Origin of the sequence: Streptomyces sp. NBC_01571, from assembly GCF_026339875.1 — a bacterium.
GTDB lineage: Bacteria > Actinomycetota > Actinomycetes > Streptomycetales > Streptomycetaceae > Streptomyces.
This window is the reverse complement of sequence record NZ_JAPEPZ010000001.1, coordinates 5,266,963-5,286,906: the sequence shown is the minus strand read 5'-3', so window position 1 is coordinate 5,286,906 and position 19,944 is coordinate 5,266,963. Positions and strand designations below refer to the sequence as shown.

The window sequence follows — 19,944 nt, the reverse complement described above, 5'->3', positions numbered from 1 at the left end:
CCTGTCAGCGCAGCTGCGCCGGGGCCTCCATGGCGATGCGTTCGAAGACCTTCTCGTCGGCCGCGAAGTCGGAGTCGGGAATGGGCCAGTGGATCACGATGTCGGTGAAGCCCAGCTCGGCGTGGCGGCCCGCGAAGTCGACGAAGGCGTCGAGGGACTCCAGCGGACGGCCGCGGTCGGGGGTGAAGCCGGTGAGCAGGATCTTGTCGAGCTCGGCCGCGTCACGGCCGATCGCGTCGCAGGCGTCCGCCAGCTTCCCGGCCTGTCCACGAATGGCTTGAACCGACTGTTCGGAGGTCCCCGTTTCGTACAGCTTCGGGTCTCCGGTCGTCACCCAGGCCTGTCCGTACCGGGCGGCGAGCTTCAGCCCGCGCGGACCGGTGGCGGCCACCGCGAAGGGCAGCCGGGGGCGCTGGACGCAGCCGGGGATGTTGCGGGCCTCGTGCGCGGAGTAGAAGGTGCCCTCGGACGTGACGGATTCCTCGGTGAGGAGGCGGTCGAGCAGCGGTACGAACTCGGCGAGGCGGTCGGCGCGCTCGCGCGGGGCCCAGGGCTCCTGGCCGAGCGCCGTGGCGTCGAAGCCGGTGCCGCCCGCGCCGATGCCCAGGGTGACCCGCCCGTCCGAGATGTCGTCGAGGGAGATCAGTTCCTTGGCGAGGGCGACCGGGTGCCGGAAGTTCGGCGAGGTCACGAGCGTGCCCAGCCGGAGGCGGTCGGTGGCGGCCGCCGCGGCGGTGAGCGTCGGTACGGCTCCGAACCAGGGGCCGTCCCGGAAGGTCCGCCAGGAGAGGTGGTCATAGGTGAACGCCGTGTGGAAGCCGAGCTGCTCCGCGCGCTGCCAGGCGGAACGGCCGCCCTCGTGCCAGCGGAGGTACGGCAGGATCACGGTGCTCAGACGCAGACTCATGCATCGAGCGTAAGCCGAGCCGCGGTGTGGTCGCGGCCATCGCGTGATCACTCCGGGGCCGGGTCCCGGTCAGTGCGGGCCGGGGAACCGCAGATACGCCGGGGGCACGGCCTCGGTGAGCCACACGCCGTTCGCGCTGACCCGGAAGACATGGCCGTCGCGGTGCATGGCGGCGGCGTCCACGCCGAGCACGACCGGTCGCCCGCGGCGGGCGCCGACACGGGTGGCGGTCTCCCGGTCCTGCGACAGGTGGACGTCGTGCCGGTTCATGGGCCGCAGGCCCTCGGCGCGGATCGCGTCCAGGTTGCGTGCCACGGTCCCGTGGTAGAGGTGCGCCGGCGGGGTCGCGGGGGGCAGCCCCAGGTCGACCTCGACGGAGTGGCCCTGGCTGGCACGGATGCGGGTGCCCTCCACGGCGAAGCGCTGTTTGTCGTTCGTGGCCACCACGTGGTCGAGCTCCGCGCGCGTGAACCGGAATCCGTGCGACGCGGCCGCAGTGATCAGTGTGTCGATCTCGACCCAGCCTCCCTCGCCGAGCGTGAGTCCGATCCGCTCGGGCTGATGCCGCAGATGCTTCGAGAGGTACTTCGACACCTTCACGGTGCGTCTTTCATCCATTCCTACCTTCATCTCTTCGTTCATCCGACCAGGGTGCCTGGCGAGACGCTGATCACGCATTTGATTTTGATTCGGAGGTTTGATCCACAGCCAAGTGTGGTTATCCACAGGGGAATTGACGATTCTGTGGACAACTGGTCGCCCATTCACGGAGTTTCGTCAACAGTGCGGCGTGCGGCATGGTTTGTGGCGAGCTGGTCCAAGCTCCGTGCCTGCACCTCGCGTTCGGCCGCCGTCGCGACGAAGGCCGCGACCTGATCCGTACCAACCAGACGCTCCACGGCTCGCGTTGTGGCGGTCGGGAGCACCACCGAGGACGTCTCCTCGCGCTGCTCACCGGGTTGTTCCGTTCCCAGGTGCTCACGCAGGTGACGGGTGGCGAACAGCCGCATGGCCCGCGCCAGTTCGGCGTCCACGGTCTGCTGCGCGAGCGGCCGCAACCGGCGGACGAGCGAGGCCGCCTCGGCCGCCTCGGCGTCCGTCGGCGGATGCTCACCGAGATAGCGCGCGAAGACGTGCTCGGTCGTGAACTCCAGGAAACGCTCGGCGATGTGCTCGACCTTGACCCTCAACTCCCGCAGATGACTGGAGATCGCGGACAACGGAACTCCCGCCGCGTACAACTCGACCGCCACGGACAGCTCTTGGGGACTCGGTACGAGAAAGGAGTCCTCACTGCCGGGAACGGGCTCCAGCACACCCAGTTCCACCGCGTCGGCAACCGCCGCGTCGTCCGGACTCCCTCCGAAGCGTTCGTCCAGCTCGGCCCGGGAGATCCGCACCGCCCGCTCGTCGGTCCACGGCCCGTCGACCTCGGCGACCAGCCCGAGGATCCCGCCCAGGCCCCGGCCCGTGTCCCACGCCTCCAGGAGCTCCTTGATGGAGGCCAGGGTGTAGCCGCGGTCCAGGAGGTCGGCGATCTGCCGCAGCCGGGCCAGATGCGCGTCCGCGTATACGTTGGCGCGGCCCCGCCGCTCGGGCCGGGGGAGCAGCCCGCGGTCCTGATAGGCGCGGATCGTCCGGACCGTGGCGCCGCTGCGGTGCGCCAGGTCCTCGATGCGGTACCCGGCACCGACCGGCTCGTCGCTCACCGCTCCCTGCCCTCCCGGGCCGTTCACGAGACGGCGGCCCGACCGATCGCCCCCGCCGCCGTCCGTGCCGCGGGCGACTGCGCCAGATACTCGACGGCCCTGGGCAGCGAACCCTCCTGCGAGGGATGGTACGACCGCCGCAGATAGCGGGGCACGGCCGCGCCGAGCTCCTTCCAGGTGGGCAACAGGCCTTTGCGCACAGCCCTGTTGTGGGCCGCGAGCGAATACCGGGCCCGCCCGGCGAGCTGCGGGTCGTGACGCAGGAGATAGGCGGCGCCCCATGCCCAGAGGTAGAGCATCATCGGTGCCGTGACCGCCATGCCCACGATCCGGCGGGCATACCGGGGGAGGCTCTCGCCGCCGCAGTGCTGGTACATGTCGAAGGCGACCGCGCGGTGCTCCACCTCCTCCGCGCCGTGCCAGCGCAGCAGGTCGAGCATGACCTCGTCGGACCCGGCACGGTCCAGGCCGTCGGCGGCCAGCACCCAGTCACCGAGCACCGCCGTGAACTGCTCGATCGCGGCGACCACCGACAGCCGGAAGCGCAGCCACTCCCGGTCCGGCAGCGGCACCCCCAGGGGCGGGCGCTCACCGAGCACCTTCTCGAAGAGGAAGTCGACGTGCCGGATGAAGTCCCCCGTGTCGAGGCGCTGGGCCGCCAGGTGGTCGAGGACGTACGCGTGCTGCACGCTGTGCGTCGCCTCCTGGCCCATGAACCCTTTGACGTCCCGCAGGAGTTCGGGGTCCCCGATGAGCGGCAGCCCTTCCCTGAGGACCTTCACGAACCACCGCTCCCCTGCCGGCAGCAGCAGGTGCAGCACGTTGATGACGTGGGTGGCGGTGGGCTCGTCCGGTATCCAGTGCAGCGGGGTGCGCTCCCAGTCGAAGGAGACCCGGCGCGGGGTGATCGTGTGCTGCTCGCTCACAGCGGCGGCTCCATTCGCGCGACGGCGCGCAGCGCCCTCGGCGTGAACCGCGCCATCAGGCGGGCGCCGCGCGCCTCCGGGGTGACGGGAACGACCGCCTGGTTGCGGACCACCGCACGCAGGATCGCGTCGGCCACCTTCTCCGGCGGGTAGTTGCGCAGTCCGTAGAGCCGCGTCGCCCGCTTCTGCCGGCGCTTCTCCTCGGCGGCGTCGACCCCGGCGAAGTGCGCGGTCGAGGTGATGTTCGTGTTGACGAAGCCCGGGCAGATCGCGGAGACCCCGATGCCCTGGCCGGCCAGCTCCGCGCGCAGGCACTCGCTGAGCATCAGGACGGCCGCCTTGGAGGTGCTGTAGGCGGGCAGTGTCCTCGAGGGCTGGTACGCCGCCGCCGACGCGGTGTTGACGATGTGACCGCCCTGGCCGCGCTCGGTCATCTGCTTCCCGAAGAGCCGGCAGCCGTGGATGACACCCCACAGGTTGGCGTCGAGGACCTTCCTCCAGTCCTCCGGGGTCGTGTCGAAGAAGGACCCCGACAGTCCGATCCCGGCATTGTTCACCAGCACGTCCACGACGCCGTACTCGCCGGCGACCTTCTCGGCGAGCTTCTCCATGGCCTGCTCGTCCGAGACGTCGACCGTCTCGGCCCAGGCGTCCGGGGAGCCGATCAGCCGGGACATCTCCGCCGTGCGCGCGGCGCCCTCGGCGTCCCGGTCGACGGCCACCACGCGTGCGCCGGCCTCGGCGAACGCGAACGCGGTGGCCCGGCCGATGCCGCTGCCCGCACCGGTGACGAGCACCAGCTGTCCGCCGAAGCGCTCCGCGTACCTGCCGGTGGCCACGGTGTCCCGCACGGGCACACCGTCCTCGTTCGTGTGCACGAACTCCGTGATCCAGGCGGCCACCTGGTCGGGCCGGGTGCGTGGAATCCAGTGCTTGGCCGGGAGCGTGCGGCGTACCAGCTCGGGGGCCCACCGCTCCAGGTCGTCGTAGAGCCGCTCGGAGAGGAACGCGTCCCCCAGCGGCGTGATGAGCTGCACCGGCACATGCGCGTAGGCGTCCGGGCGCGGCCGGCTCAGCCGGGCCCGGACGTTGTCGCGGTACAACCAGGCGCCGTGCGCCGCGTCCGTCGGCAGCGACGGGGTCGGGTAGTCGCCCGGGGGCATCTGCTCGACCCGCCGCAGGATCTTCGGCCACTGCCTGCCGAGGGGGCCGCGCCAGGCGAGTTCGGGCAACACGGGGGTGTGCAGCAGGTACACGTACCAGGACTTGGCGCCCTGGCCGAGGAGTTGGCCCATCCTGCGCGGAGTGGGGCGCTCGACCCGTCGCTTGATCCAGTGCCCGAAGTGGTCCAGGGACGGCCCGGACATCGAGGTGAAGGAGGCGATCCGCCCCTCCGTGCGCGCGACCGTGACGAACTCCCAGGACTGCACCGAACCCCAGTCGTGTCCCACCAGGTGCACCGGCCGGTCCGGGCTTACCGCGTCCACGACCGCCAGGAAGTCGTCCGTCAGCTTCTCCAGGGTGAAGCCGCCCCGCAGCGGCCGCGGTGCCGTCGACGCGCCGTGTCCGCGGACGTCGTACAGCACGACGTGGAAACGCTCGGCGAGACGCGACGCGACCTCGGACCACACCTCCTTGGAGTCCGGATAGCCGTGCACGAGCACCACCGTGGGCTGTGCCGGGTCGCCCAGCTCGGCGACGCACAGCTCGATTCCGCCCGTCCGCACCCGGCGCTCGCGCGCTCCGTCGAGACTCACTTCTCCTCCGCCCAGCGCCGCACGTGCGGCAGATCGTCGTCAAGCCAGAAGGCGCTCTGCTCCGGATCCCTGGAATCGGTGACGACCAGGATCTCCTCGAACTTCGCACCCGTACCCCGGAATCCGAGGTGCGGTTCGACCGCCCACAGCCCCGGCCGGGGCGGATGGTCGGAGAACCGGTACGGCGACCACAGCGGTGACCAGCCGTCGCGGTGTCCGTGGAGCGCGTCCGCCGCGAGCCCCTTCAGGGACTGCGTGCCGAACCCGAACAGACGGGGCGACCAGGGGCGCTCCTTCACCCGGTCGACCTTGTGCGCGATCACCCCGAACGGATACGCGCGATGCCGGTTCGCGTAGCCCTGGCGGACCATGAGCCGGTCCACCTCCTCGTAGATCTCGCGCAGCGGTCTGCGCTCGCGGACCTCGCGCAGGATCAGCTCGCGGTGCGCCTGCAGGTCGGCGAGCAGCCTGTCCTGCAGGGGGTTGAGGCCCAGCGAGCCGGAGTATCCGATGTCCGCCGTGAAACCCCCGTGGACCGGGGCCAGATCGAGGATGAAGGGCATCCCCGGCTCCAGTCGCCGGTCGGTGGGGAAGAACTGCAGCGGGACGCGGAAGTTCACGAACGCCGTGCGGTCCCCGAACCAGGCGAAGGGCAGGTGGAACCAGTCACGCACTCCGCGCTCGCGCAGCCAGTCGCGCTGCATGCGCGCCGCCTCGCGCTCGGTCACGCCCGGCCTCAGCTGCGCGGCGACCGCTTCCGCGCAGTCGTACGCGAGACGCTGGACCTCCCGGAACCCCCGCAGCTCCGCCGAGAGTCCGCTCGCCACTGCCGTCGTCATGCCGCCGTCCCACCCGTCCCCATCGACTGCGGTACGTGCCCGTAACTTGACACTGGCGAATGTGACAGTTGTCAGAGGCTGCGTCAATGGGGCCGTCCGACGCCTGTGGACGACCGGCCCGATGGGGACAGACACCCCACCGGTTGTTCGACCTCAGGGGGACCCCTACGGGCACGTACGACCCGAGAGGGACGCGGATACACCTCCACGGGTTGACGACCCCTGTGGTGTGCGCCACTACCTTCGACAACGTGACTGTGATCGCGACCGAAAGCCTGAGCAAGCGGTACCCACGGGTGACCGCTCTTGACCGGCTCTCCGTGGACGTCGGACCCGGTGTGACCGGACTCGTCGGAGCCAACGGAGCCGGCAAGTCCACACTGATCAAGATCCTGCTGGGTCTGTCCCCCGCCACCGAGGGCCGCGCACGGGTGCTCGGCCTGGACGTCGCCACCGAGGGCGGCGCCATCCGCGAGCGGGTCGGGTACATGCCGGAGCACGACTGCCTGCCCCCCGACGTCTCGGCCACCGAGTTCGTCGTGCACATGGCGCGCATGTCCGGGCTCCCGCCCGCCGCCGCCCGCGAACGCACCGCGGACACCCTGCGCCACGTCGGCCTCTACGAGGAGCGCTACCGCCCCATCGGTGGCTACTCGACGGGCATGAAGCAGCGCGTCAAGCTCGCGCAGGCCCTCGTCCACGACCCTCAGCTGGTCTTCCTCGACGAGCCGACCAACGGCCTCGACCCGGTCGGCCGCGACGAGATGCTCGGCCTGATCCGCCGTATCCACACCGACTTCGGGATCTCGGTCCTGGTCACCTCCCACCTGCTGGGCGAGCTGGAGCGGACCTGCGACCACGTCGTGGTCGTCGACGGCGGCAAGCTGCTGCGGTCCAGCTCCACCACGGACTTCACCCAGAACACGACGACCCTCGCCATCGAGGTCACCGACACCGACGAGCACCCGGACGGCACCCGCGCGGTGCGCGACGTGCTCCAGGCGCGCGGGGTGGAGACGCACGACGGCAGCGGGCTGCCGGGCGCGGGACACGTCCTGCTGCTGACCGCAGAGGGGGAGGACACCTACGACCTCGTCCGTGACGTCGTCGCCGACCTCGGACTCGGCCTGGTCCGCATGGAACAGCGCAGGCACCACATCGCCGAGGTCTTCAAGGACAGCGACACGGAACGCGACGAGCAGCGGAAGGAGGCGGTCGGCCATGGCGGTTGAGCAGCCCCTCGCCCGGAACGGCGAGCAGACCCGGATCCACAACATCGGCTACCGCCACTACGACGGCCCCCGCCTGGGCCGCGCGTACGCCCGCCGCTCCTTGTACTCGCAGTCGCTGCGCGGCTCCTACGGACTCGGCCGCTCGGTCAAGTCCAAGGTGCTGCCGATGCTGCTCTTCGTGGTGATGTGCGTGCCCGCACTCATCATGGTGGCGGTCGCGGTCGCCACCAAGGCGAAGGACCTGCCCGTCGACTACACCCGCTACGCGATCATCATGCAGGCCGTCATCGGCCTGTACGTCGCCTCCCAGGGACCGCAGTCGGTCTCGCGCGACCTGCGCTTCAAGACCGTTCCGCTGTACTTCTCGCGTCCCATCGAGACCGTCGACTACGTACGCGCCAAGTACGCGGCGCTGGCCTCGGCGCTGTTCGTGCTCACCGCCGCACCGCTGATCGTGCTCTACGTAGGGGCGTTGTTGGCGAAGCTCGACTTCGCCGACCAGTCCAAGGGCTTCGGACAGGGACTCGTCTCGGTGGCGCTGCTGTCCCTGCTCTTCGCCGGCATCGGCCTGGTCATCTCGGCGATCACCCCGCGCCGTGGCTTCGGCATCGCGGCCGTCATCGCCGCCCTGACCATCTCCTACGGGGCGGTCTCCACCGTCCAGGCGATCGCCTTCAACCAGTCCAGCACGGGCGCGGTCCCGTGGCTCGGTCTCTTCTCCCCGATCACCCTCATCGACGGTGTGCAGACGGCCTTCCTCGGCGCCACCTCCGCCTTCCCCGGCGGGGAGGGCCCTTCGTCCGGGCAGGGTGTCGTCTACCTCCTCGTCGTCCTGGGCCTCATCGCCGGCTGCTACGGCCTCCTGATGCGCCGCTACCGAAAGGTCGGGCTGTGACCACGCTCAACATCGACCACGTCTCCCGCTGGTTCGGCAACGTGGTGGCGGTCAACGACATCACGATGACGATCGGCCCCGGAGTCACCGGTCTGCTCGGCCCGAACGGCGCCGGGAAGTCCACCCTCATCAACATGATGGGCGGCTTCCTCGCCCCCTCCACGGGCACCGTCACTCTCGACGGCCGACAGGTCTGGCGCAACGAGGAGATCTACAAGCACATCGGCATCGTCCCCGAGCGCGAGGCGATGTACGACTTCCTCACCGGCCGTGAGTTCGTCGTCGCCAACGCCGAACTGCACGGACTCGGCGCGAAGGCCGCCCAACGGGCCCTCGCCACGGTCGAGATGGAGTACGCGCAGGACCGCAAGATCTCGACGTACTCCAAGGGCATGCGGCAGCGCGTGAAGATGGCCTCCGCCCTGGTCCACGAACCGTCCCTGCTGCTGCTCGACGAACCCTTCAACGGCATGGACCCACGCCAGCGCATGCAGCTCATGGACCTGCTGCGCCGCATGGGCGACGAGGGCCGCACGGTGCTGTTCTCGTCCCACATCCTCGAGGAGGTCGAGCAGCTCGCCGCCCACATCGAGGTGATCGTCGCCGGCCGGCACGCGGCGAGCGGCGACTTCCGGCGCATCCGCCGGCTGATGACCGACCGCCCGCACCGCTACCTCGTCCGCTCCAGCGACGACCGGACACTGGCCGCCGCCCTGATCGCGGACCCGTCGACATCGGGCATCGAAGTGGACCTCGCCGAGGGCGCGCTGCGCGTCCAGGCGGTCGACTTCGGCCGGTTCACCACCCTGCTGCCGCGCGTCGCACGCGAACACGGCATCCGACTGCTCACGGTCTCGCCGTCCGACGAGTCCCTCGAGTCCGTCTTCTCGTATCTCGTCGCGGCGTAGGAGGCCGAACATGTACGACCCCACAGTCGCCCGACTCACCTATCGGGGCCTGCTCGGCCGCCGCCGGGCCCTCATCCTCTGCGTGCTGCCCGTCCTGCTCATCGTGATCTCCGTGGCCGTACGCAGCTTCTCCGGAGCCGACGACCAGGTGGCCTCGGACCTGCTCGGCGGGTTCGCGCTCGCCACCATGGTCCCGATCATCGGTGTCATCGCGGGAACGGGCGCGATCGGACCCGAGATCGACGACGGCTCGGTGGTGTATCTGCTGGCCAAGCCCCTCAAGCGGCCGACGATCATCTTCACCAAGCTGATCGTCGCGGTCGCCGTCACCATGGCGTTCTCGGCGGTGCCGACCTTCATCGCCGGCATGATCCTGAACGGCAACGGCCAGCAGATCGCCGTCGCCTACACCGTGGCCGCGCTGGTCGCCTCGATCGCGTACGCGGCACTCTTCCTGCTGCTGGGAACGGTGACCCGGCACGCGGTCGTCTTCGGCCTCGTCTACGCGCTGGTCTGGGAGGCCCTCTTCGGGTCGCTGGTGTCCGGCGCGCGCACGCTCAGCGTCCAGCAGTGGGCGCTCGCGGTGGCCCACAAGGTCACCGGCGGGGACCTCGTCACCTCGGACGTGGGACTCCCGACGGCGACGGTTCTGCTGGTCGCCGTCACGGTCCTCGCCACCTGGTACGCCGGACAGCGGCTGCGGTCGCTGACGCTGGCCGGCGAGGAGTGAGCAGGGGCTCCACGCACGCGTGGAGCCCCCTTCTTTGACATCCACTTCACATCTGTCCGGGCACACTGGGCAAAAGGGGACGCGCGGCTAGGAGGAACGGGGATGGCGGAACCGCAGAGCGAGGGCCAGCAGAGCGAGGGACAGCGGGGTGAAGGACAGCGGGGGCCGGGGGACCTCTGGGACGACGTCGTACTCGACGAGGACTTCATACGGTCCGCGGAGACGGCCGAGCCGTCCGCCCGCTCCCGTATGCTCGCCGCCCGCTGGCGCGAAGGGGGACCGGATCCACAGCCCTGGCGCTCCGACGAGCCGCCCGCGGGCTGGTTCTTCAGCAAGGCCCGCCGGCGCAGGTGGCGCCGCAAGTAGCCACGACGTCCGCACGCGGCCATCGACCGCTGCCGCACGGCCCGCGCACGGCCGCCGCACGGCCCCCGCATGCAGCCGCACGGTCTTAATCAGTGGCGCCCAAAGCGGCGTACGGGCACAGTAGTTGTGTCCACGCCGCCGCATCCGGCCGGCGCCGCATTCTGGGAGAGGAGCGCGACGATGTTCATCAGGAGCAGTTCGTCGAGCTCCCGACAGGGCAGCCCGCGGCGGGTTCCGGAGTAGTCACCCCTCCGTCGAACCCGCTCCGCACGGGGGGCTGCCCGGGGCGGCCGCTTCGAGCGCGCATCTCGCGCGGGCCGCCCACCCGGAGGATTGGCCGAGTGGAAAGGCACCGGCTTGCTAAGCCGTGGTCGGGGCTGGAAACCCCGCGCGCGTTCGATCCGCGCATCCTCCGCGACACCACGACCGGGCTTTGCGAACCGCGGGCCCGGACCGGCCGGCGGCCCGGGGCCGGCAGTTCCCGGCCCGGACCGGCTAGCCCAGCAACCGTTCCAGTACGACCGCGATGCCGTCCTCGTCGTTCGAGGACGTCACCTCGTCGGCGACCGCCTTGAGTTCCTCATGGGCGTCCGCCATCGCCACCCCGCGCGCCGCCCAGGCGAACATCGGGATGTCGTTGGGCATGTCGCCGAAGGCGATGGTGTCCGCGGCCCGCGTGCCGAGGCGGCGGGCGGCGAGGGACAGCCCCGTGGCCTTGGAGAGGCCGAGGGGGAGAAGCTCCACGATGCCCGCGCCCGCCATCGTGACGCCGACCAGACCACCGGCGACCTGCATGGCCACCGCCGCGAGCGCGTCGTCGGAGAGCGTCGGGTGCTGGACGTACACCTTGTTCAGCGGAGCGGACCAGAGGTCCGCCGCGTCCTTGATCGGCACGACCGGGAGCGGACCGTCCTGCGTCCGGTAGCCGGGGCCGACCAGCACCTCGCCGTCGAGCCCGTCACGACTCGCCGCGAGCAGCAGCGGGCCGACCTCCGCCTCGATCTTGGCGATCGCCAGACCGGCCAGCTGCCGGTCGAGCGTCACCGAGGTGAGCAGCCGGTGCTCGCCGGCGTGGTAGACCTGCGCCCCCTGACCGCACACCGCGAGCCCCTCGTAGCCGAGGTCGTCGAGGATGTGCCGGGTCCAGGGCACCGCGCGCCCGGTGACGACGATGTGGGCCGCGCCCGCCGCGGTGGCCGCGGCGAGCGCCTCACGCGTCCGCGCCGAGACCGTCCCGTCGGAGCGCAGCAGCGTCCCGTCGAGGTCGGTCGCGACGAGCCGGTAGGGGAACGCCCCGGCCGACGCGGTCGATCCAGTGGTGCCGGTCACTTGGAGATCGGCTCCAGGACCTCACGACCGCCCAGGTAGGGGCGCAGCACCTCGGGTACCCGCACGGAGCCGTCGGACAGCTGGTGGTTCTCCAGGATCGCCACGATCGTGCGCGGTACGGCGCACAGGGTGCCGTTCAGCGTGGAGAGCGGCTGCACCTTCTTGCCGTCGCGCATGCGTACGGACAGCCGGCGGGCCTGGAAGCCGTCGCAGTTCGAGGCCGAGGTCAGCTCGCGGTACTTGCCCTGGGTCGGGATCCACGCCTCGCAGTCGAACTTGCGGGAGGCGGAGGAGCCGAGGTCGCCCGAGGCCACGTCGATCACCTGGAAGGGCAGTTCGAGGCCGGTCAGCCACTGCTTCTCCCACTCCAGGAGCCGCTGGTGCTCGTTCTCCGCGTCCTCGGGGGCCACGTACGAGAACATCTCGACCTTGTCGAACTGGTGCACGCGGAAGATGCCGCGGGTGTCCTTGCCGTAGGTGCCGGCCTCGCGGCGGAAGCACGGCGAGAAGCCGGCGTAGCGCATGGGCAGTTGGTCGGCGTCGAGGATCTCGTCCATGTGGTACGCCGCGAGCGGGACCTCGGAGGTGCCGACCAGGTAGTAGTCGTCCTTCTCCAGGTGGTACACGTTCTCCGCGGCCTGGCCGAGGAAGCCGGTGCCCTCCATGGCGCGCGGGCGGACCAGCGCCGGGGTCAGCATCGGGACGAAGCCGGCCTCGGTGGCCTGTGCGATCGCCGCGTTGACGAGGGCGAGCTCCAGGAGGGCGCCGACGCCCGTCAGGTAGTAGAAGCGCGAGCCGGACACCTTGGCGCCCCGCTCCACGTCGATGGCGCCGAGCGCCTCGCCGAGCTCCAGGTGGTCCTTGGGCTCGAAGCCCTCGGCACCGAAGTCGCGGATCGTGCCGTGCGTCTCGAGGACGACGAAGTCCTCCTCGCCGCCGACCGGGACGTCCGGGTGGACCAGGTTGCCGAGCTGGAGGAGGAGCCGCTTGGTCTCCTCGTCCGTCTCGTGCTGCTCGGCGTCGGCGGCCTTGACCGCGGCGGCGAGTTCGCCGGCCTTCTTCAGGAGCTCGGCCTTCTCGTCGCCGGAGGCCTTGGGGATCAGTTTGCCGAGCGCCTTCTGCTCGGAACGGAGTTCGTCGAAGCGGACGCCGGACGACCTGCGCCGCTCGTCGGCGGAGAGGAGGGAGTCGACGAGTGCGACGTCCTCTCCACGGGCGCGCTGCGACGCACGCACACGGTCGGGGTCCTCACGGAGCAGGCGAAGGTCAATCACCCCACAAGGCTACCGGTGCGCGCTTCCGGCCATCGACTCGATATTCCACTCCGTCACGTGTGTCACGTTATGAGTGAAATGCCGGATCGATTCCCTTGATCATCCATTGCCGTCAATAAAAGGGACTCCACTCCCTGAAACGGGGCAGAGGGCGGCGCGCCGGTTGACCGGACTCCCTTGTGGGGGCCGGGATTTGAGACGGGGTTGTCCACAGGCATCTGCCTCCCGCGAAGTTATCCACAGGCTGTGTGGAAGATCTGTGGACTGCGGAGTGGATCATTCCGAAAGCCGCATGCCGGGCGGAGAATTCCCCGGTCAAACCACCCCTACACCCACGTTCGAGTGGAAATGCTTCGCTCCAAAGGATTGATCAAGGGAAAAGAGTGGACGAGGGGTGACGTGAGGGTCTGTGGACGAAGTGAGGGCCTGTAGGCCGATTTGTCGACGATGTAGTGCTTCGTTGTCGACTTGTCCCCAGGTCGAGAAGCAAACCTGTGGATAACATCTGTGGATGACGAAAATCTGCAGGTAGGACTGGCGAGGAAGGGCCCTGGAGACGGTCCGGCGAGCGGCTCAGAACCGGCCGTCCTGGCAGCGCGCCAGCCAGTCCGACGCGGCGGAGAACTCGCTGTCCGACGTGCCCGCCCGGGGCGCGCGCACATCCTTGGGGTCGACTTCCGCACGCGGGTACGAACCGAGGAAACGGACCTCCGGGCAGACCCGCTTGAGTCCCATGAGCGCCTCGCCCACCCGGCGGTCCGAGATGTGCCCCTCGGCGTCGATGGCGAAGCAGTAGTTGCCGATGCCCTCCCCGGTCGGCCGGGACTGCAGCAGCATCAGGTTGACCCCGCGCACCGCGAACTCCTGGAGCAGTTCGAGGAGGGCACCCGGGTGGTCGTCGCGCTGCCAGATGACCACGGACGTCTTGTCCGCTCCGGTCGGCGCCGCGGGCCGGGCGGGCCGGCCCACCAGCACGAAGCGCGTCTGCGCGTTCTCCGCGTCGTGGATCTCGGTCTCCAGCGCCTCGAGGCCGTACTTGGCCGCCGCGAACTCGCCCGCGAAGGCGGCGTCGTAACGGCCCTCCTGCACGAGACGCGCGCCGTCCGCGTTCGAGGCCGCGGACTCCCAGAGGACGTCCGGCAGGTTGTTCCTCAGCCAGTTGCGCACCTGCGGCTGCGCGGCGGGGTGCGCGGTCACCGTCTTGATCTCCGACAGCTTGGTGCCGGGCCTGACCAGCAGGGCGAAGGTGATCGACAGCAGCACCTCGCGGTAGATCATCAGTGGCCTGCCCGCGACCAGCTCGTCGAGGGTCGTGGTGATACCGCCCTCCACCGAGTTCTCGATCGGGACGAAGGCGGCCTCCGCCTCGCCGTTGCGCACCGCGTCCAGGGCGGCGGGGACCGACACCATCGGGACGAGCTCGCGGGTGGCGGTCTCCGGGAGAGTGCGCAGGGCGACTTCGGTGAAGGTGCCTTCAGGACCGAGATACGCATAGCTGGCTGGCATGTCCTCACCCTAATGGGCCTTGTGCGCCCCGGCTCGCGGCTGCGGAAACAGCACCCGAAGGGGGGCCCTCAGCCCTCGAGCGGCCCTCAGCCCTCGAGCAGCCGCTGCCCCACGTACTCCCCCGGTGCCGCCCCGCCCGGCACCGCGAACAGTCCGCTCGCCTCGTGGCGGATGAACGCGGACAGGGCGTCGCCCCGGTCGAGCTTGCGCTGCACCGGGACGAAGCCGCGCAGCGGATCGGCCTGCCAGCAGACGAACAGCAGGCCCGCGTCGGGCACACCGTCCGGGTCGAAGCCGTCGTGGAAGGAGAACGGGCGGCGCAGCAGCGCGGCGCCACCGTTCTGGTCGGGCCGGGTGATGCGCGCGTGCGCGTTGATCGGGACGACCAGGTCGCCGGCGGCGTCGGTCTTGTCGAGGTCCATCGCGGTGGTCTCCGAGCCCCCGGACAACGGTGCGCCGGTTGCCTTCTTCCGTCCGATGACGTCCTCCTGGGCTCCGACCGAGAGCTTCTCCCAGTCGTCGAGGAGCATGCGGATCCGGCGTACGACGGCGTACGAGCCGTCGGCCATCCACGTCGGGTCGCCGGAGGCGGGCACGAAGACGCGCTGGTCGAAGTCGGGCTCGGACGGTTTCGGATTGCGCATGCCGTCGATCTGGCCCATCAGGTTGCGGGCCGTCATGGGTCGGGAGGTGGCTCCGGGTGAGCGGTTGAAGCCGTTCATCTGCCAGCGCACCCGGGCCGCGCCACCCGCGTCCTTCTGGACCGCGCGCAGGGCGTGGAAGGCGACCAGCGCGTCGTCCGCGCCGATCTGCACCCACAGGTCACCGTTGCTGCGCGTCTTGTCGAGGTGGTCGGAGGAGAAGTCGGGCAGCGGGTCGAGGGCGACCGGGCGCTGCTTCTCCAGGCCCGTGCGCGCGAAGAAGCTGTGGCCGAAGCCGAAGGTGACCGTCAGGGACGACGGGCCGGCGTCGCGGGCGACGTCCGTGTCGTCGTGCGCCGCCGCCTCGCCCGCCATCAGCCGCCGGGCCGTCGTCGACCAGCGGCGCAACAGCGCGGCGGCCTCCGTGCGGCCCGCGCCCGGGGCCAGGTCGAAGGCGACGAGATGGCCGCGGGCCTGCAGCGGGGTGGTGATGCCGGGCTGATGTTTCCCGTGAAACATCACCGTGTCCGCGCCCAGCGAGGTCAGGGGCGTGGACCGGTCGGCCGCGGGCGCCACCGCGTATCCGGCGCCGCCGGCCGCACCCAGCGCGAGACCGCCGGCGCCCGCGGTGCCGAGCAGCCGACGCCGGGAAAAGGCGCCCTTTCCCCCTTGGAGGGGGGACCGGGGGGACTCCTCAGCGGTGTCCTGCCGGGCGGCGGTGCCCCCCTTGGCAGAGGCCTTGGACTGGTCAGCCATGGTGTGGTTCAGCCGATCTTCGCGTTCTTGTTCACGGTCGCCTGGTCGATGTCGGAGGTGCGCACGGTCACCGCGATCTTCCAGTCGCCCGCCATGGGGATCTGTACACCGATCGCCGACCAGTGGCCGGTGGCGATGCGGTCGGGGGTCACGGGCAGCGGGCCGATCTTCTTCGCCTCCAGCGTGAAGGCGACCTTGACCTCGGGGACGTCGAAGGCCTTGCCGTTCGGCCGCACCACGAAGATGTGCATCTCGTTGCCGCCGACGCGGGCCGGGTCGAGGGTGACCTCAACGGTGCCCTTGCCGTCCTCGCCGCCGGTGTCGAACGGGATCTTCAGGGAGAGCGGCCCGGACCGCTGGGAGGCGGCCGCGGTGGCCCCCTTGGCCTCCTCCTCCGTACGCCCCGGTTCGGTGGACGTCAGCACGGTCGTCACCGCCAGCAGGACGATCGCGACGCCCGCCTCGGCGAGCACCGAGCGGCGCAGACCCGTACGGACCGGGTCGGCGTCGCGGACGCGTTTCTGCCGCGTGGTGGCCACGGCGGCCCGCTGCCGGGCCAGCTGGGCGGCACGGCGCGCGTCCCCGGAGCCGGCGGCCACCGTGGCGGGTTCCTTCTCCGCCGCGCGCTGCTCCACCAGCCGGGCGACCGCGGTCGGCGCCTCGGACAGCTGTGCCGTCCAGCGGCGCGAGATCCAGGCGATACCGACGAGCACCGCCACCAGGGCGATCTTGACGAGCAGCAGTTGTCCGTACGAGGTGCCGGTGAGCGCCGACCAGGATCCGACCTGGCGCCACGACTGGTAGATGCCGGTCGCGGCCAGCACGGTCACGCCGCCGAACGCGACGCGGGAGAAGCGCCGTACGGCCGCCGCCTCGATCTGTTCCCCGGCGGGCGCCCTGAACAGGGCAACGAGCAGCGTCGACAGTCCGCCCAGCCAGACGGCGACCGCCAGCAGGTGCAGGACGTCGACGGGCATCGCGAGGCCCGCCTGGATGCCGGTCGAGGCGTGCTCGGCCATCGCCCAGCTCGCGGCCAGGCCCGCCGCGACGACGGTGCCGCCGATCGCGAGCCCGAAGGTGAGGTCCCTCTTGTCGCTGTCCGCGACATGCTCGCCGCGACCGGCGCCCATGGAGGGACCCGCACCGGCGGCACGATCGCCGGTGCCGGTCCCCGCACCGTCGTCCGCGCTGCCGCCGCGGGAGACCCGGGCCGCGTCGGCCGTGTCCCCCGTGGCGTCCTGGGCGGTGCGCTCGTCGGCGCCGTCGGCCTCGTCCCGCCGCGCGTACGCGCCGAAGAGCACCGCGATGAACAGCGCCGCCGCGGCGAGCAGCAGCAGTCGGGAGACCAGCGCCGCGCCGGACTTGGTCTGCAGCACCTGGGCGAGCAGCGACAGGTCGAAGATGTCGCCGATCCTGCCGGAGCCGACGTAGGAGCCGCGCAGGAGCAGCAGCGCGAGTGTGGCACCGGTCAGCGCGAGCCACCCGGAGACCACGAGCCGCTGGACCGCGCGGACCCCGGCGCCGCGCTGCCAGCAGGCGAGCACGAAGGCCGCGCCGCCGACCAGGAGGATGAAACCGGCGTACGAGACATAGCGCCCGATGCCGTAGAGCGTTCCGACGACTCCGCCGCCGACCGCCGTGTCGGACAGCGCCACGGAGGTCTGCGAGGGCGCGCCGATGGAGAAGGTGAACGCGCCCGACACGGGATGGCTGTCGGCCGAGACCACCTGATAGGTGACGGTGAACGTGCCGTCGGGCAGTCCCGAGTGCAGCTTCACCCCGTACGTGGTGCCGCCCGTCTCGAACGCCTTGCCGGTGTCGACGCGCTTGCCCTTGGGATCGAGCACGCGCACGGCGCCGTCGGACATCGCCACCTTCTCGGAGAAGGTGAGCGACACCTGGTCGGGTGCCTGCGTGACCACCGCTCCCTGCTGCGGGTTGCTCCCGGTCAGCGCGGCGTGCGCGGAGACCGGGGCGGCGCCGGCGAGGACCGCGCCGGTGACGGCGAGGAACAGCAGCAGCAGTGTCCGTATCCGGAAAACGGCGCCGGTGGCGCCACGGACCGAGCCACGGACGACGGCACGGCGGGGAGCGGTGGTCTGCGTCACGGTGATCCCTCCCTCAGTGCCCGGTCTTCGGGTTGTACGTCGCGGACTTCACCGGCATGGAGACCTTCACCGTGCCGGTCCTGGCGAAGTGGAGTGTCAGCGACACCTTCTCGCCCTCCCGGGGTCTGTGGGTGAGCTTTTCGAACATGAGGTGGTTGCCGCCGCTCGCGAAGGCGAGCGTGCCGTCCGCGGGTATGGCGAACGACTTCTCCTCCTCCATCGCGCCGTCCTTGGTGGAGTGCAGCGTGACGTCGGCGGAGAGGTCGCTGGTGACCGAGGTGAGCGTGTCGGTGCCGCCGGAGTTGGTGACGGTGAAGAACCCGGCCGCCATGGTGTCCGTCACGGGGGCGGGCATGTAGACCCCGGTGACCTTCAGTTCGGGCCTGGAGGACGTAGAGGACACGGAGTCGTCCGAGCCGCAGCCCGCCAGCGCCAGCGCCAGTGCCGCGGTCGTCACCGCCGCGGCTCCCGCGGGGCGCCTCACGGGTTCTCGCCCTTGATCAGCTTGGGGAGGTCCTTGGTGTAGTCGTCGACGGTGGCGGACTCGCTGTACAGCACATAGCCACCGTCGGTCTTCGGCGAGAACGCGATGACCTGGGTGCCGTGCACGGAGACGAGCTTGCCGTTCTTGTCCTTCGTGGTCGGCTCGATGGTGATGTGGAGGGTCCGGGCACCGGCCTGGACGGTGGCGAAGTCGCCGGTCAGGCCGATGAAGGCCGGGTCGATTCCCTTGAGCCACTTGCCGAGTGCGGCGGGGGTGTCGCGTCCCGGGTCGGTGGTGACGAACACGACGCGGAGCTCGTCCTGCTCGGCCTTGGGCAGCTGCTTCTTGGCGACGGCGAGGTTGCTCATCGTCGTGGGGCAGACGTCCGGGCAGTGGGTGTAGCCGAAGTAGATCAGCGTCGGGCGGCCTTTGGTCTCCGCGAGCAGGTCGTACTTCTTGCCGTGGGTGTCGGTGAGGACGAGATCCGGCTTCTCGTACGGCTGGTCGAGGACCGTCGCGGCCGGGTTCGAGCCGGCCTCGGCGGACACGTCGGCGATCGGCTTGTTGCCGTCGTCACCGCTGCCGCATGCGGAAAGGCTCAGTGCGGCGGCGGCGAACAGGGCGGCGGCATACGTCTTCTTGCGCATAGAAAAATGTCCCAGATGTGAGGGCTCCGGTGTGCACCGGGGTCGTACGACGCCGTGACGGGGGCGTACGACCTGCCGGTGCACACCGGACGGGTGCTGTGGGCCTCAGGCGTCGACGCGCCGGCGGCCGGCCAGAACGCCGTACGCGACGCCCGCCGCTCCGACGACGATGCCCACGATGCCCAGGACGCGGGCCGTGGTGTCCGTGTCGGAGGGCGAGGCGGCGGAGGCGGTGTCCTTGGCGGCCGGGGTGGAGGTGTCGGAGGCGTCCTCGGCGGCGGAACTGTGGTGGCCGTCCGCGGACGCGGCGGAGAGCGCGAGGACCGGAGCCGGGTTCTCGGGTTCCTCCGCACCCTCCTTCTGCGGCTCGATCCAGCGCACGACCTCCTTGTTGTCGTACGTCTGGATCGCCTTGAAGACCAACTCGTCGGCGTCCTCGGGCAGCTGGCCGATGGAGAGCGGGAACTTCTGGAAGAAGCCCGGTTCGATGCCCTTGCCGGTGGCGGTCCAGGTCACCTTGGAGACGGCCTCGGAGATCTGCTCGTCGTGGATCGTGAGCGGCTTGGCCAGCTTGCTCTTGGTGACCTTCACGGACCAGCCGTCGAGAGGCTGCGGCATGACGGACGCCAGCGGGTGGTCGGTGGGCAGGTTCACCTCGACCTTGGTGGTCGCGGAGTCGTCACGTTCGTTGGGGACCTTGAAGTCGACGACGGCGTACCCGCCCTTGGCGGCCGGGCCCTCCGGCTGGACGCTGACGTGCGCGAACGCGGGGGCGGACAGGGCGAGAACGGCCGAGGCGGCGACGGCACCGGCGGCGGCGATACGGGAAGCCTTCATGGAAGAGGACACTCCACTTTCAGTCCGATGAGGAAGGGGTGTGCGCGCCGACAGCCGCGGAGCGGCGCCCCGTGCGAGGCGTCGTCGGACACG

Annotated in this window: 19 protein-coding genes and 1 tRNA gene; 6 read left to right on the top strand and 14 right to left on the bottom strand. The window is 70.6% G+C overall.

Annotation, left to right across the window (positions count from 1 at the left end; all coding sequences use genetic code 11):
• Positions 1-4 precede the first annotated feature (4 nt).
• The 6 genes from OHB41_RS23815 to OHB41_RS23790 form a co-directional block, all read right to left on the bottom strand.
• Entirely contained in the window at positions 5-907 is a 903-nt protein-coding gene (locus OHB41_RS23815; protein WP_266700237.1) for an LLM class flavin-dependent oxidoreductase, read from the bottom strand.
• Between the two features lie 69 nt (positions 908-976).
• On the bottom strand, positions 977-1,525 hold the full coding sequence (locus OHB41_RS23810) for an RNA 2'-phosphotransferase (protein WP_266700236.1): 549 nt from the start codon (positions 1,523-1,525) through the stop codon (positions 977-979).
• 146 nt (positions 1,526-1,671) lie between these two features.
• Positions 1,672-2,616 carry a MerR family transcriptional regulator gene (locus tag OHB41_RS23805; protein WP_266700235.1) on the bottom strand — a complete coding sequence of 315 codons (945 nt, stop codon included), beginning with the start codon at positions 2,614-2,616 and terminating at the stop codon, positions 1,672-1,674.
• A gap of 23 nt (positions 2,617-2,639) precedes the next feature.
• Positions 2,640-3,542 (bottom strand): metal-dependent hydrolase, encoded by a 903-nt coding sequence (locus OHB41_RS23800; protein WP_266700234.1) that lies wholly within the window; start codon positions 3,540-3,542, stop codon positions 2,640-2,642.
• Positions 3,539-5,299 (bottom strand): SDR family oxidoreductase, encoded by a 1,761-nt coding sequence (locus tag OHB41_RS23795; RefSeq protein ID WP_266700233.1) that lies wholly within the window; start codon positions 5,297-5,299, stop codon positions 3,539-3,541. The genes OHB41_RS23800 and OHB41_RS23795 overlap by 4 nt, the downstream gene beginning before the upstream one ends.
• Entirely contained in the window at positions 5,296-6,138 is an 843-nt protein-coding gene (locus OHB41_RS23790; RefSeq protein WP_266700232.1) for a M24 family metallopeptidase, read from the bottom strand. Before OHB41_RS23790 ends, OHB41_RS23795 begins: the two co-directional genes overlap by 4 nt.
• A gap of 257 nt (positions 6,139-6,395) precedes the next feature.
• Here OHB41_RS23790 and OHB41_RS23785 point away from each other — a divergent pair, with 257 nt between their 5' ends.
• From OHB41_RS23785 to OHB41_RS23760, 6 genes are all read left to right on the top strand, one after another.
• Complete coding sequence (locus OHB41_RS23785) at positions 6,396-7,370, top strand: ABC transporter ATP-binding protein (protein ID WP_266706076.1); 975 nt, start codon at positions 6,396-6,398, stop codon at positions 7,368-7,370.
• Positions 7,360-8,265, top strand: a complete 906-nt coding sequence (locus OHB41_RS23780; RefSeq protein WP_266700231.1) for an ABC transporter permease subunit — start codon at positions 7,360-7,362, stop codon at positions 8,263-8,265. The genes OHB41_RS23785 and OHB41_RS23780 overlap by 11 nt, the downstream gene beginning before the upstream one ends.
• Positions 8,262-9,173, top strand: a complete 912-nt coding sequence (locus OHB41_RS23775; protein WP_168528977.1) for an ABC transporter ATP-binding protein — start codon at positions 8,262-8,264, stop codon at positions 9,171-9,173. The genes OHB41_RS23780 and OHB41_RS23775 overlap by 4 nt, the downstream gene beginning before the upstream one ends.
• Positions 9,174-9,183: 10 nt before the next feature.
• Positions 9,184-9,903, top strand: coding sequence for an ABC transporter permease (locus OHB41_RS23770; protein ID WP_266700230.1), 720 nt, complete (start codon positions 9,184-9,186; stop codon positions 9,901-9,903).
• A gap of 102 nt (positions 9,904-10,005) precedes the next feature.
• Positions 10,006-10,269: an SGM_3592 family protein gene (locus tag OHB41_RS23765; RefSeq protein ID WP_266700229.1), complete on the top strand. Its 264-nt coding sequence runs from the start codon at positions 10,006-10,008 to the stop codon at positions 10,267-10,269.
• A 327-nt stretch (positions 10,270-10,596) separates the two neighbouring features.
• Positions 10,597-10,684 (top strand) — tRNA-Ser (locus tag OHB41_RS23760).
• 80 nt (positions 10,685-10,764) lie between these two features.
• On the opposite strand, the gene OHB41_RS23755 is transcribed toward OHB41_RS23760, so the two are convergent.
• The 8 genes from OHB41_RS23755 to OHB41_RS23720 form a co-directional block, all read right to left on the bottom strand.
• Entirely contained in the window at positions 10,765-11,598 is an 834-nt protein-coding gene (locus tag OHB41_RS23755; protein ID WP_266700228.1) for an HAD family hydrolase, read from the bottom strand.
• A complete protein-coding gene (serS, locus tag OHB41_RS23750; RefSeq protein WP_168528975.1) occupies positions 11,595-12,872 on the bottom strand; it encodes a serine--tRNA ligase in 1,278 nt (425 codons plus the stop codon). Before serS ends, OHB41_RS23755 begins: the two co-directional genes overlap by 4 nt.
• Positions 12,873-13,445: 573 nt before the next feature.
• Positions 13,446-14,378: a prephenate dehydratase gene (gene pheA / locus OHB41_RS23745; protein ID WP_266700227.1), complete on the bottom strand. Its 933-nt coding sequence runs from the start codon at positions 14,376-14,378 to the stop codon at positions 13,446-13,448.
• A gap of 86 nt (positions 14,379-14,464) precedes the next feature.
• Complete coding sequence (gene efeB, locus OHB41_RS23740; protein ID WP_266700226.1) at positions 14,465-15,775, bottom strand: iron uptake transporter deferrochelatase/peroxidase subunit; 1,311 nt, start codon at positions 15,773-15,775, stop codon at positions 14,465-14,467.
• Between the two features lie 8 nt (positions 15,776-15,783).
• Entirely contained in the window at positions 15,784-17,799 is a 2,016-nt protein-coding gene (locus OHB41_RS23735; protein WP_526025057.1) for a copper resistance CopC/CopD family protein, read from the bottom strand.
• A 97-nt stretch (positions 17,800-17,896) separates the two neighbouring features.
• Entirely contained in the window at positions 17,897-18,367 is a 471-nt protein-coding gene (locus tag OHB41_RS23730) for a copper chaperone PCu(A)C (protein ID WP_266700225.1), read from the bottom strand.
• Complete coding sequence (locus tag OHB41_RS23725) at positions 18,364-19,014, bottom strand: SCO family protein (RefSeq protein ID WP_266700224.1); 651 nt, start codon at positions 19,012-19,014, stop codon at positions 18,364-18,366. The genes OHB41_RS23730 and OHB41_RS23725 overlap by 4 nt, the downstream gene beginning before the upstream one ends.
• Before the next feature lie 105 nt (positions 19,015-19,119).
• Positions 19,120-19,851 carry a YcnI family copper-binding membrane protein gene (locus OHB41_RS23720; RefSeq protein WP_266700223.1) on the bottom strand — a complete coding sequence of 244 codons (732 nt, stop codon included), beginning with the start codon at positions 19,849-19,851 and terminating at the stop codon, positions 19,120-19,122.
• Positions 19,852-19,944: the final 93 nt, after the last annotated feature.